The organism is Pseudomonas cichorii, from assembly GCF_018343775.1.
Classification (GTDB): domain Bacteria; phylum Pseudomonadota; class Gammaproteobacteria; order Pseudomonadales; family Pseudomonadaceae; genus Aquipseudomonas; species Aquipseudomonas cichorii.
The window spans coordinates 3,252,671-3,264,737 of the sequence record NZ_CP074349.1; the positions used below are offsets into that span (position 1 = coordinate 3,252,671).

General features: G+C 54.3%; 16 protein-coding genes and 1 tRNA gene. 9 read left to right on the top strand and 8 right to left on the bottom strand.

Translation table 11 applies throughout. From position 1 onward, the window contains the following. Positions 1 to 137 precede the first annotated feature (137 nt). The 5 genes from modA (at position 138) to KGD89_RS13560 (ending at position 4,001) form a co-directional block, all read left to right on the top strand. On the top strand, positions 138 to 842 hold the full coding sequence (gene modA / locus KGD89_RS13540) for a molybdate ABC transporter substrate-binding protein (protein WP_117148205.1): 705 nt from the start codon (positions 138 to 140) through the stop codon (positions 840 to 842). Beyond that, the gene (gene modB, locus KGD89_RS13545) at positions 843 to 1,523 is read left to right on the top strand and encodes a molybdate ABC transporter permease subunit (protein ID WP_025260319.1); all 681 of its coding nucleotides are present in this window, start codon (positions 843 to 845) and stop codon (positions 1,521 to 1,523) included. Positions 1,524 to 1,526: 3 nt separating this feature from the next. Then, positions 1,527 to 2,615: a molybdenum ABC transporter ATP-binding protein gene (modC, locus tag KGD89_RS13550; protein ID WP_025260320.1), complete on the top strand. Its 1,089-nt coding sequence runs from the start codon at positions 1,527 to 1,529 to the stop codon at positions 2,613 to 2,615. A gap of 62 nt (positions 2,616 to 2,677) precedes the next feature. Continuing rightward, a complete protein-coding gene (locus tag KGD89_RS13555) occupies positions 2,678 to 3,733 on the top strand; it encodes a DNA topoisomerase IB (RefSeq protein WP_025260321.1) in 1,056 nt (351 codons plus the stop codon). Positions 3,734 to 3,915: 182 nt separating this feature from the next. After that, a tRNA-Leu gene (locus tag KGD89_RS13560) sits at positions 3,916 to 4,001 on the top strand. A 139-nt stretch (positions 4,002 to 4,140) separates the two neighbouring features. On the opposite strand, the gene KGD89_RS13565 is transcribed toward KGD89_RS13560, so the two are convergent. From KGD89_RS13565 to KGD89_RS13575, 3 genes are all read right to left on the bottom strand, one after another. Beyond that, a complete protein-coding gene (locus tag KGD89_RS13565) occupies positions 4,141 to 4,398 on the bottom strand; it encodes a DUF1652 domain-containing protein (RefSeq protein ID WP_025260322.1) in 258 nt (85 codons plus the stop codon). A gap of 46 nt (positions 4,399 to 4,444) precedes the next feature. After that, complete coding sequence (locus tag KGD89_RS13570; protein WP_025260323.1) at positions 4,445 to 5,041, bottom strand: HNH endonuclease; 597 nt, start codon at positions 5,039 to 5,041, stop codon at positions 4,445 to 4,447. 192 nt (positions 5,042 to 5,233) lie between these two features. Continuing rightward, positions 5,234 to 5,371: a PA0050 family protein gene (locus KGD89_RS13575; RefSeq protein WP_095067823.1), complete on the bottom strand. Its 138-nt coding sequence runs from the start codon at positions 5,369 to 5,371 to the stop codon at positions 5,234 to 5,236. A 232-nt stretch (positions 5,372 to 5,603) separates the two neighbouring features. Between KGD89_RS13575 and KGD89_RS13580 the strand changes: the two genes are divergently transcribed. Both KGD89_RS13580 and KGD89_RS13585 read left to right on the top strand, forming a co-directional pair. Next, on the top strand, positions 5,604 to 5,768 hold the full coding sequence (locus tag KGD89_RS13580) for a hypothetical protein (protein WP_162883719.1): 165 nt from the start codon (positions 5,604 to 5,606) through the stop codon (positions 5,766 to 5,768). Between the two features lie 455 nt (positions 5,769 to 6,223). Beyond that, entirely contained in the window at positions 6,224 to 6,367 is a 144-nt protein-coding gene (locus tag KGD89_RS13585) for a hypothetical protein (protein WP_155951535.1), read from the top strand. On the opposite strand, the gene KGD89_RS13590 is transcribed toward KGD89_RS13585, so the two are convergent. Next, positions 6,364 to 7,514 (bottom strand): IS3 family transposase gene (locus KGD89_RS13590; RefSeq protein WP_117148206.1). Its coding sequence is split into 2 segments (ribosomal slippage): positions 6,364 to 7,280 and positions 7,280 to 7,514, totalling 1,152 coding nucleotides; the frame shifts between segments, so codons are not numbered across the junction. The genes KGD89_RS13585 and KGD89_RS13590 overlap by 4 nt on opposite strands. A 147-nt stretch (positions 7,515 to 7,661) precedes the next feature. Beyond that, positions 7,662 to 7,847 (bottom strand): hypothetical protein, encoded by a 186-nt coding sequence (locus KGD89_RS13595; protein ID WP_025260324.1) that lies wholly within the window; start codon positions 7,845 to 7,847, stop codon positions 7,662 to 7,664. A 256-nt stretch (positions 7,848 to 8,103) separates the two neighbouring features. Between KGD89_RS13595 and KGD89_RS13600 the strand changes: the two genes are divergently transcribed. Further along, on the top strand, positions 8,104 to 8,544 hold the full coding sequence (locus KGD89_RS13600; RefSeq protein WP_025260325.1) for an HIT family protein: 441 nt from the start codon (positions 8,104 to 8,106) through the stop codon (positions 8,542 to 8,544). 51 nt (positions 8,545 to 8,595) lie between these two features. Then, positions 8,596 to 9,123: a hypothetical protein gene (locus KGD89_RS13605; protein ID WP_025260326.1), complete on the top strand. Its 528-nt coding sequence runs from the start codon at positions 8,596 to 8,598 to the stop codon at positions 9,121 to 9,123. Positions 9,124 to 9,566: 443 nt separating this feature from the next. Here the strand turns inward: KGD89_RS13605 and KGD89_RS13610 are convergent, their stop codons facing one another. The 3 genes from KGD89_RS13610 to KGD89_RS13620 form a co-directional block, all read right to left on the bottom strand. Then, positions 9,567 to 10,112 carry a KilA-N domain-containing protein gene (locus tag KGD89_RS13610; RefSeq protein ID WP_025260327.1) on the bottom strand — a complete coding sequence of 182 codons (546 nt, stop codon included), beginning with the start codon at positions 10,110 to 10,112 and terminating at the stop codon, positions 9,567 to 9,569. Positions 10,113 to 10,305: 193 nt separating this feature from the next. Beyond that, positions 10,306 to 10,779, bottom strand: coding sequence for a trypco2 family protein (locus KGD89_RS13615; RefSeq protein ID WP_025260328.1), 474 nt, complete (start codon positions 10,777 to 10,779; stop codon positions 10,306 to 10,308). A 127-nt stretch (positions 10,780 to 10,906) separates the two neighbouring features. Then, on the bottom strand, positions 10,907 to 11,803 hold the full coding sequence (locus KGD89_RS13620) for a hypothetical protein (protein ID WP_143008761.1): 897 nt from the start codon (positions 11,801 to 11,803) through the stop codon (positions 10,907 to 10,909). Between the last annotated feature and the right edge of the window lie 264 nt (positions 11,804 to 12,067).

Sequence of the window (12,067 nt, forward strand, 5' to 3'; positions counted from 1 at the left end):
TTTAAATATATAGCGTATGACTCCCTATGGCTGTCTCGCTAATTATCCCCCTCAAAATATCCCGGAGCCGTTTCATGCGAGCGTTCCTGTCACGCATCACCCTCAGATCACTGGTTGCAGCCATCGCGGCTCTGGGCATGACCTCCGCCCTTGCCGATGAGGTCCAGGTCGCCGTGGCTGCCAACTTCACGGCGCCGATACAGGCCATCGCCAAGGACTTCGAGAAAGACACCGGACATAAGCTTGTCGCCGCCTTTGGCTCGACCGGCCAGTTTTACACCCAAATCAAGAACGGAGCGCCTTTTGAAGTGTTCCTGTCCGCCGACGACACCACCCCGGCCAAGCTTGAACAGGAAGGCGATACCGTCAAAGGCTCGCGCTTCACCTATGCTGTCGGCACCCTGGCGCTGTGGTCGGCCAAAGAGGGTTATGTCGACAGCAAGGGCGACGTGCTCAAGGCCGGTCAATATCAGCACCTGTCCATCGCCAACCCCAAGACCGCACCTTACGGCCTGGCAGCCACTCAAGTGCTGGGCAAACTGGGGCTGATCGATGCAACGAAGGCCAAGATCGTCGAAGGCCAGAACATCACCCAGGCCTATCAGTTCGCCTCCACCGGCAATGCCGAGCTGGGTTTCGTCGCCCTGTCGCAGATCTACAAGGATGACAAACTCACCAGCGGCTCGGCCTGGATCGTCCCTGCCGAACTGCATGACCCGATCAAACAGGACGCGGTCATCCTCAACAAAGGCAAGGACAACCCGGCCGCCAAGGCTCTGGTGGAATACCTCAAAGGCCCGCAAGCGGCCAGTGTCATCAAATCCTTCGGGTATCAACTGTAAATGCCGCTGGGGAGTGCCGATATCGCGGCGATCTGGCTGACGCTGAAACTGGCGTCGCTGACAACCGTCATCCTGCTGGTGATCGGCACGCCCATCGCCCTGTGGCTGGCCAGGACCGACTCCTGGCTCAAAGGCCCGGTAGGCGCAGTGGTAGCCTTGCCTCTGGTGCTGCCGCCGACGGTCATCGGCTTTTACCTGCTGATCCTGCTGGGACCTGACGGTTTTGTCGGCCAGATCACCCAGAGCCTTGGCCTGGGCACGCTGACGTTCAGCTTCACGGGGCTGGTGATCGGCTCGGTGCTGTACTCGATGCCCTTTGTCGTGCAGCCTTTGCAAAATGCCTTCGCGGCCATCGGCACGCGCCCGCTGGAGGTGGCTGCCACCCTGCGAGCCGGCCCGTGGGACACCTTTTTCCATGTGATTCTGCCGCTGGCCAAACCTGGCTTCATCACCGGCGCCATCCTGGGCTTTGCCCATACCGTGGGCGAGTTCGGCGTGGTACTGATGATTGGTGGCAATATCCCCGAGAAGACCCGTGTGGTGTCGGTGCAGATATTCGATCACGTCGAGTCGATGGAGTACCTGCAAGCTCACTGGCTGGCGGGTGCCATGCTGGTTTTTTCATTTCTGGTTCTTTTGGCGCTCTACTCAAGCGGCAAGTCCAAAGCAGGTTGGAGTTGACTCATGGCATCGCCCATCGCCGCTCGCCTGCAGATGGCTTTTCCCACCTTCAAGGTGGATGTTGACCTGAACTTGCCGGGCACAGGCGTGACGGCACTGTTTGGCCCGTCCGGCTCAGGCAAGACTACCTGCCTGCGCTGCATCGCCGGCCTGGAAAAAGCGCAACAGGGGTTTATCCAGGTCAATGGCGAGGTCTGGCAGGACTCGGCCAACGGCATATTCCTCGCACCGCACAAGCGCTCGATCGGCTATGTCTTTCAGGAAGCCAGCCTGTTCCCGCACCTGTCGGTACGCGGCAACCTGGAGTTCGGCCTGAGCCGCATCCCCAAGAACCAGCGCAGCATCCAGATGCAGCACGCTACGGTCTTGCTGGGCATCGACCACCTGCTTGATCGCCAGCCAGACAAGCTCTCCGGCGGCGAACGCCAACGAGTCGGCATTGCCCGCGCCCTGCTCACCAGCCCGCGCCTGATGCTGCTCGACGAGCCGCTGGCCGCGCTGGACAGCAAGCGAAAAAGCGAAATCCTGCCGTATCTGGAGCGCCTGCATAGCGAGCTGGAAATTCCCATGCTCTACGTCAGCCACTCCCAGGATGAAGTGGCACGTCTGGCGGATCATCTGGTACTGCTTGAGGAAGGCAGCGTTCTGGCCTGTGGCCCCATAAAGGAAACCCTCGCCAGACTCGATCTACCGCTGGCCATAGGCGACGATGCTGGCGTGGTGATCGAAGGCGCAGTGAGCGCCTACGACAGTCATTACCAGTTGCTGACCATCACCCTGCCCAACAGCGACCTGCGCCTGACCGTTGCTCACACCGAACTGGCAAAGGGCAAGACATTGCGGGTCAAGGTGCAGGCACGCGATGTCAGCCTCAACCTGCAGGCCGATGACCAAAGCAGCATTCTCAACCGGTTACCCGTGACCGTGATCAGCGAAGTCGCCGCCGACAATACGGCACATGTGCTGGTGCGGCTCGATGCTGGCGGCACACCTTTGCTGGCGCGTATCACCCGCTATTCCTACGACAACATGAGACTTTACCCCGGACAGCAACTCTGGGCGCAGATCAAGGCCGTCGCGGTACTGGCATGAAATAATTGGCACCCGCTCGAGCAGGCGTGGTCAGTGTTGTTAACCGACCTGGAAACATGACCATGCCCTCTCCGACCGCCAGTTCATCAGCAGTGCCTGGACTTCATTACGTCGACGATTCTCAGCCAGGGTTCACCCGCAAGATCCTGCGAGGCAAGTTCGCCTACTTCGATACCGATGGTCAGCGCATTCGCGACGAGGCAGAAATACAGCGCATCAACGCACTGGTCATTCCCCCCGCCTACACCGACGTCTGGATCTGCGCCGACCCGGCCGGACATCTGCAAGCCACTGGCCGCGACGCCAGAGGCCGCAAACAATATCGCTACCATCCGCAATGGCGGGAAATCCGGGATCAGGACAAATACTCGCGCCTGATCGAATTCGGCCATGCACTGCCCAAGGTCCGCAAACAGATCGAAGCACAACTGGCACAACCCGGCATCGGTCGCGAAAAAGTCATGGCAACGGTCATTTCCCTGCTGGACGCCACCTTGATCCGCATCGGCAACAGTCGCTACGCCAAGGAAAACCGCTCGTACGGCCTGACCACCCTGCGCAACAAACACGTAGAAGTGCACGGCACGCAAATCGTCTTCGAGTTTCGGGGTAAAAGCGGCATAGAACATCGCGTCAGTGTGCGGGATAGACGACTGGCCAATGTGATCAAGCGCTGCATGGAATTACCGGGGCAAAACCTCTTTCAGTATCTGGACGATAACGGCGAACGCCACACCGTCACCTCTTCGGATATCAATGCCTACCTGCAAGACCTGACCGGAGCCGACTTCACCGCCAAGGACTATCGCACCTGGGCCGCCAGCGCGCTGGCCCTGGCAACCCTGCGCAAACTGCATTGGGAGCCGGAAGCCGATGCCAAGAAACACATCGTTGAAATGGTCAAGGCCGTCTCACGACAACTGGGCAACACCCCCGCCATCTGCCGCAAATGCTACATCCACCCCGCCGTGCTGGAGGGTTTCCTGCTGGGCGAACTGGCGAAGCTGCCCCGCAGCCGACAACGCAAAGGCCTGCACCTGGAAGAGGTCGCCCTGGCCCATTACCTACACAGCCTGGCGCAAAGCATGGAAGACGTCGCGACCACGAAGAAATCGTGAGGTGAGTATCTGACAGAGATACGAACCGGGAACCTCCTGCTTCATCGCAAGCAGGTTTCGTAGCCCCATGATTTACAGAGACTTTTCATTTCACGGAAAAAGTAACATCTTGTGCCATCTGAAGGACTTGCACGCTTGCTTCATGGGGACGGGATGTATATATTCCCTGCCTTGGCGCTACCGCCCCGATGGCGAAATTGGTAGACGCAAGGGACTTAAAATCCCTCGTCCTCTGGACGTGCCGGTTCGACCCCGGCTCGGGGCACCATATATGAATCAAAGGCTTGCACGGGGAGACTCGGCAGGCCTTTGGTGTTTTTGTGGATTGTGAACGTTACGCTGCTAGGCAATTTCGGCAAAGCAGATATATCAAGCCCGGCTTAGTGCCGGGCTTTTCGTTTCAGTTCCTAAGCCAACCGCCTCATGGACAATTCCATCTTCGCCATCAGATCTCGCTGCTCCCTCAACGAAAGCACCAGATGCGCGATCGACCTGCTGGATGACAGATCAGACAAAGGCATACCCGTTACGTACAGCTCGATTTCGCCTGATTCGGCGTTGGTGAGCTTTACCGAAAAGCTGTCGTTCGCCGAAATGACGCATTCGCATTTGCTGGGCAGAAAAGCCGTTTCAAGGACTCGCTGTAGCTCGGGCTTTGAATACATGGTTGCTCTCTACTGATCAGATCTTTCCGACAATACTAGACAAGTATTACGCCAACTTGTTGCCGATCGTCGGCATCTTTTCTTGATCCAAGTGGCTTCGGGCGTACTCGATAAGCTCATCCACATACATTTCTGCACGAGCCAGTCGGGTACTCAGGGAAATACTTGAACCATGAGTAGTGGTTCGTCGATACAGACAGTTTTCTGAAAAAGATAGAAGTGGCCTGGCTTCAACTACATCAGATAGTTGAGGATGCTCGTTCAAAAATGCCAGAAGCCTTTCGCTGGCTCTGTGTAGAGCTTCCTCCATGAGACGGCTGAATCTGCCAGCATTTCTGTTTACGTATCCAACAAAATACTCGCTCTTGTAGCAGTCCGGTGACGCCACATGACATTCGGCACAGAGCAGGAATCGGTTCTCTACCGTGTCAGCCCCACCCAGAGAATGCGGAATGATGTGGGCGACTTCCTGATACCCCTGATCGCCACAGCACCAACAGATACGCAGCTCTTCATTGTCATCACACACCGCTTCGAGTGCGTATTCAGAAAAGCCGTACTGTTTGATCCAGTGCGAATTGTCTTGCCAGGCCTTGCGAACAACTTCGCGCCTGATCACTTTTCTCTTTGGTGACAGCCCCATTAGAGACACCTGCTCGATCAACCATGAATGACTTCATGATCGCAATGATACTTCGGCTATAGCGGACTGTAGGACCGGATTTATCCGGGAAGACGATATGACTGACGATATAGATATCGAGGATGTACAAGTTGCCTGGTACACACATCATGAGCAGGCCCGACATTCGCCGAACCTGCCAGACAACCTATCTTACGGACATACGCAGACCGTCGGACCAAACACCGGGCCGCTGCATGGGTCTTTGGACGGGCCGAATACCGGGCATGCAGCCTGGGCATTCAGGGAGAAACCACACAGCAGCACTACAGCAAACATCACTTTCTTCATTTGCAACCTCCTGGTCGAAACATCAATAACATTCCGTGCTCTCCCTGCAGCCAGGACACCAGCCCGCAGAGGTGCCGAATATTCGCCTATCACAGGATGGGCCGCAAGATCTGTCAGCAATGACCGCCGAGCCCTTCACAGAAAATCCGGTTGAACCAACACACTGGAACGCCATCCACTTTCAAGCAGCCTGAATCTAATTCGGATGGACAGCCAAGGCTGGGAGGCAGTCATGAAAAAGAACACCGACACCAAGAACAAAGCAGTGCCGTCGTCAGATCAATCAGGCGAAGTCGAGCGCGATAACGATGCACATCGTCCAGACGGGTCTTCTGGAACAGCGCATGATTCAACGGCGCAGAAAACCGCCCGCAAAGAAGGCAAGCATTCAAAGTGAAGTGACGACGATGCTACACATTTGACAGGGCGAAACTGCGAACAGCCGCAGTTGCTCTGGGCCAACAACACCGTTCAGGTACGTTGCTGCTTGTCATAGCATATTGCTTCATACTGATGGGCAAAGTCATACGTACGAGAGTTGCCACTTGCTCGATTTCATAAGCGATGCATTGAATATATTTGCGAACTGGCCCACCTATGAACGCCCTCGTCGTGTATTTACGAGAGGTTTCGTCATTTTTTGCATCGTGACGGCAGTGGCAGAACTGCTCATTCTGAATGAGCTGTTCGGCAGCTGATGATGAGAGGCAAGCCCGCCCCTGGCGGGTAAATGAATCGATGCAAATGGCGAATACCGATCCCCTGTACTACCTTCAAGGTGCTTGCATCCCCCTGCGCGTAAAACACAGAGCCGGGCGTATCACTGCGAAGCGGACTTGATCTGGAGCTTTCATGAAAAAAATCATGCTGCTGGTGTTTTTTGCCCTTTCGGTGTCTGGCTGTAGCTATTTTTCATTTCAGGAAGACAACTGCACAGACAACCCACAGATGGCGGGATGCGATGGGGAACACTCTGAATCGCCCCGGATTCTCTAGACACCTTGCAAGCTCATTGCGTAACGCTTTTCAAACTCTACCGGTGACAGCTGATTGTTGAAACCATGCCGGCGTTTTGCGTTGTAGAACATCTCGATGTAGTCGAACACATCGCTACGAGCATCTTGCCGCGTGGTGTAGATTCTCCGCTTGATACGCTCCCGCTTTAGAAGCTGGAAAAAGCTCTCGGCTACGGCGTTGTCATGACAGTTGCCTCGGCGACTCATGCTGGCAACCAAATTATTCGCCTTCAAAAAACTGCGCCAATCGGTGCTGCTGTACTGGCTGCCTTGGTCGGAGTGAACCATCACCTCCTGTTTCGGCTTACGCCTCCAAACCGCCATCAATAACGCATCAATGGCTAGATCACTGGTCATCTGCGACTTCATTGACCAGCCAACGACCTGACGAGAAAACAGATCCAGCACCACAGCCAAATACAGCCAGCCTTCGTACGTGCGAATGTAGGTGATGTCGGTGACCCACACTTTGTTGGGTTCTACGACATCGAACTGGCGCTTCAGTAAATTGGGTGAGGCGACTGCTGGCTTACCTCCGTACTTTCCAGGGCGTCGTCGATACCCTGTCTGAGAGCGCAGCCCCTCAAGACGCATCAGCCTCGCCACACGATGCCGACCACAATCTTCACCGACCTCGCGAAGATCATCATGGATTTTGCGATAGCCATACACTCCGCCACTCTCCAGCCATGAATGCTTAATCAAACCCAGCAATCGCTGATCATCTTTAGCGCGTGCAGATTGCGGCTCAGACAACCAGGCGTAATAACCACTGGGATGGACTTTCAGCGTCAGGCAAAGCCGTCGAATGGAATAGTCGCCCGCGCGCTGCTTGATAAAGGCGTACTTCAGCCGCACTCCTTGGCAAAGTACGCGGCGGCCTTTTTTAAGATGTCTCGCTCTTCAGTGACCCGCTTGAGTTCCGCTCGCAGTCGACGCAGTTCAGCGTGCTGGTCATCGTCTTGCTGCCGTTCTTCTTGAGGTTTGCTGTAGCGCTTTATCCACGCATAGAGGCTATGCGTCGACACACCAAGACGGGCCGCTACGTCAGCGACGGGAAGCTTCTTTTCGGTCACTTGATTGACCGCTTGGGTTTTGAATTCTTCGGGATAACGCGGGTTGCTCATGGCACCTCCTGATTGGCCTCATTTTAAGGCATGGAGGTGTCTACGAAACCCGGGGCGATTCACTCCGGTCATCGACGCTAAACATTGCCGTACTTCGAAACGCGGGCCTGATTGACCTCATGAGCGACTGTAGGCCCGCCCCCGCCATTACCCTCTGACCATCTGCCTGCGTTGTCTGCGATCAGTCGCTCTGGATACCACATAGGTCCAGCTCAGAAATCCCATACCCGCCACAATGAACACTGCCGGGCTACGCATCAGAACAATCCCACCGATCAGCATACCCAGACCCAACGCACCCACGAGCAAGGCAGATAGTGCAATCAGATTCATACAACCCTCCTTTGTCATAAATAAATTGGTCGCACCTTCGGCATTGCCATGCGTATAAGTTTTCAACTGCGAGATAGGTGTGCAGACCGGCTTGGAGGATGAGTGGGTGTTTGGCGGGGGTGGTTCCATGATTGCGGCATACCGATAAAGCCCTGAGTCTTGCAGGTGCTTGGCAAGAGCCTCATATAGCTGTAAAAAACGCAACGAAAGTGGTTATCACTTACAGCCATCCCAGCTCTGGAATCCAAGGACGATAATGCCCCTGATCACTGAACGTGTAGAACTGGCCCGCAACGGAGCCAACGATAAAGTCATTTGCCGAATGGCATCAGGCTGGGCGGTCATGGGCGACGTGCAGTTTCTTCCCGGTTACTGCCTGCTACTCCCCGACCCTGTCGTTCCAAGCCTGAACGATCTGGATGCAGAAGCCAGAACGACATACCTGCTCGACATGGCCCGAATCGGAGATGCGGTGCTTCAGGCAACCGGGGCACTTCGTATGAATTACGAAATTCTGGGCAATTCAGAGCCCGAACTGCATTGCCACATTTTTCCTCGTTACGCCTCGGAACCGGAAAAGCATCGCAAGATGCCTGCATGGTTCTATGACTGGAAAACGGCTACGCCATATGCGGAGGAAGTGCATGGGGAATTGCGCAAGAAGATTGCACGGTTGTTGGATGCAGACTTGAAATAGCGGCAATTTGCCGGTATTGGTGGCGCCTTCTAACAGCCAGATAGCTGACCAATGGAATTCGTTCGCAACCGTTTTACTGCAGTATCCATCCTGGCCGCCCTGGCTCTCAGTGGATGCACCTCCTATCCGCCGGAGACGAAGACTAACTACGGACCTGGGAAAGTCGACATTGTGAGCAGAAAATATGTTTGCTACACGGATGCGCAGATCATAAATGGCGAGCGTACCCTCGTAAACTTATGCGGCAGGTCCCATTCGGGGTTTTCTTTTAAGGATGAACCTCAAATATGGGCAGGGATTGGCCACCAGATGCCGCCCAAGTTTCAGCTCAGCGATGCGATTGAAGGAACAAAAGTACCTATCAAGGATAAGATTGGCCTGCTCAAATGCGAGCCGCTGAAGCAAGAAACCAGTACTGCGGCACGTGAGACTTTCTGCAAGGTCACACTCAACGATCAGGTGCTTGTGAGTGCTCAAATCATCTTTGAACCGCTCTCCGAATCTCGCATGGATGAGCAACCGGCCAATCCATTGACCAGACCCATCTCGAGCCTCATCGAAACATTGCAACGACCGTGATGAGTAATACCGGTGTCACCAACAACATTCTGATAACTTGCCGCTCGCTGGAAAGCTTTCAGGGTAATCATCGTCGTGGTCATTTTGGCTCTTTCAAGGCTACCCCTCTCCCGCGGATACACCACCACGCAAATCACACCACAACGGCGCAGACATCCGCATCACTAAAATCGAGATACTGTCTCGCATACCTGCCTTGGCGGACGAGCTAGATAGAATGACAGATGACGAACATCTTGGACTGACTGCCGAAGATCAGCGTGAAATCTGCTATTCCCAGGCAATCCATAAACTAGGGGAGCAGCAGGGACTGAAGCGCCCACCTCTCAATTGTTTGATTTTTGCGAGATGGCACGCATGATGAGCCCCGCTTAACACTGTCCGCAGCCTCATATAACAAATCCCGCATCAGCGGGCTTTCGTTTGCCTGAGCCAAGGGTGCATCAGTTCGCTTCTACCCTCGCCGCCGAGATATCTTCAAGCCCAAGGGTCATCTGCAACTGATCACGCCAGTAGGCGACCTGATATTCCAGGCGCGGTTTCTTCTGTTTCCACTTGGACAGCTCACGGCCGCTGAGGCTGGCGATGTCCTTGCCGTCGTCCAGCGCCTTGCAGGCCAAGTCGAAATTTTGTTTTTCGTTCAACTCGCCACGGATAAGCGCGTCGATGTGCAGATCACACCAGACCGAGAACTTCACATCCAACCACCGAGCAAAAACTACCGCCAGCTTCGGATGAAGCAATGTTCCCGGCGACTTACCACCGCGAGCAGTGCGCACCAGACCAAAGTGATCCTGAGTCACTTTGGTATCCAAGCCCAGAGCATCAGCCAAGACAGCAAGGTACTGCTTGGTCTCGGCCTGCTTCAGCCAGTCCACGGGTCGTTTGTCGAAGCGCTTGGCCACGTCCGTGGCATTGATCCAGCCATCGCTACTGAAGTGCACTGGCTGTCCTTGGTAATGAAACGGGATCACATTACTTGCGTTCATGGGTGTCACCTCGCTCATCAGGCGAAAAGGTACGCAGCCGGGGAGGACGGATGAACGAACATCCACCGTTCGACTGTACGGGTCTAGGCTGCGTATTGGGTTTGCCTTGCGGCAGAAACAAAAAGCCCCAGATCGCAAGTGCGTCCGGGGCTATGTGGGGGATACGTCGATCTACATCGCGACCTTCAGCGCGCTATTTTTTCTCAAGTGTGGTGGAGGGCTGATGCGACTGGATTTTGATATCCAAATTTTTGATAACCCCCTCCAGATTTTTTCCATCATTGGTGCCACTGACAAGCGCATACCCAACAGTGTCCTTTGGCAAGGCCAAGACATTTTGGAATCTCACCGTCACCGTATTCGACCTTGCGGACGATTTTTGCCCGGAAAGCTCGCCTCCAACACCAACCCCATCACTGACTGCAGGAGCTGACAAGTCGACCTTCAACTTCCCGCCGCTGGTGGCGTCTGCAGATATCTTGAAGGTTATCTCCGCAGATTCGGCCATTAGTCCGGTCTTGACATCTCCTTGCGCGGCCCGCATCGAGCTGAGCCCTTCTCCGACCTGCCTCATTGCCTCGACCAGGGTGATATCACTGGGCTTTGCGACCTGCTGAAAACACCCCGAAAGCGGCACCAAGCACATCGCCAATATGACCTGCTTCATTCACTACTCCTTGTTGTGAGTGGCAAATAGCCACTTAAGGAGCGTAGCAGTGGGTTTCAGCAAGCCAAGGAGCCAGATGCAAAAAGCCCAGCGCGGGGCTGGGCTTTTACCTACGATCAATCTTGGATCACGACTCAGGAGCACGATCATAAGCATCTTGATCAGTAATCTGTGTGACCTTTTCAACCTCCGCCTTTATGAGCTTCCCAGCCCTGGTCTTCGTTACCAAGTGCAGCATCACAACTTTTCCGCCCCACTCAGCCTCTTGGATCACATCCAATATCTGGTCAGTAACAAATGAACCATCCCTTGGCAGAGTTGCAGTTATCTCGGTTTTGCGAAGAACATCAAACAAAGCGAGCTTATACTCGGTACTTGATCGATGATCAACGCCGCGAACCGTAAATACACTGACGGATCGATCCTCAACAGCAACATTTCGAGGGGTATTACTCAGTTCTTCAACAGCAGCACCTGGAACCTCAACCCCTTGAAGATTGATCGACTCAGAATCCTTAGTGGCAGCTATAAGCTTATTGTAGGTTCCGGCCATATGATCAGAAATTGTCTGAATTTGCGGAGTCCTCTCAACTACCATTTTCATGAGATCCGCATAACGATCGGCTGAAATCTCAGATGCCTGCTTAACAAGCTCAAGGGTTTTCATGCGCTCATCCCGCTCAGCGTCGGACTCCAGTTTGGCCAGCTCTACTCGCCTGGCTTCGGCTTGGTGTTCCAGATGATAAACAAAGCCTGCCGACCCAAAACCAAGCGCCCCTAACGCCAAGAAGGTGATTAGCTTGTGCTTAGAATCCATAGTTTTAAATCCTTCACATAGGCCGGTCACCAAGGCTTCCGCCTGATCGCCCAAGAAAGCGAAAAAGCCTGAGCTACCATCCCCAACTTGGACCAGGATTTTCAAATCATCGCGATCTGAATTAGTGAGTCGACGACTCGAATCTGAATAGCGTAGCAGCGCAAACGACTTGTTAATGGTTTTCTGGAAGTCTAGAAATGACTCCATGAGTTCAGGCGTGATGGTAGAGTGGTAGCGCTCCCCCCGCACGTGCATCTCGAATCTGGGCCAGTTATGAAACTCGATCTCAGGAATCAGAGAGTCCGGCTCCCGCAAAAGCATTTCAAGCAGATTTAATGCCGATTCGTCGCTATCAATTACTACATTGTTGGCGCTGATTTAAAACTGACCCACCCTGCCGATTGAAAATTGACCCAGGACGGATTGCTGATTTTTGCCCCAGCAATTGTGGATAAGCTTAGCAGCAGTGTT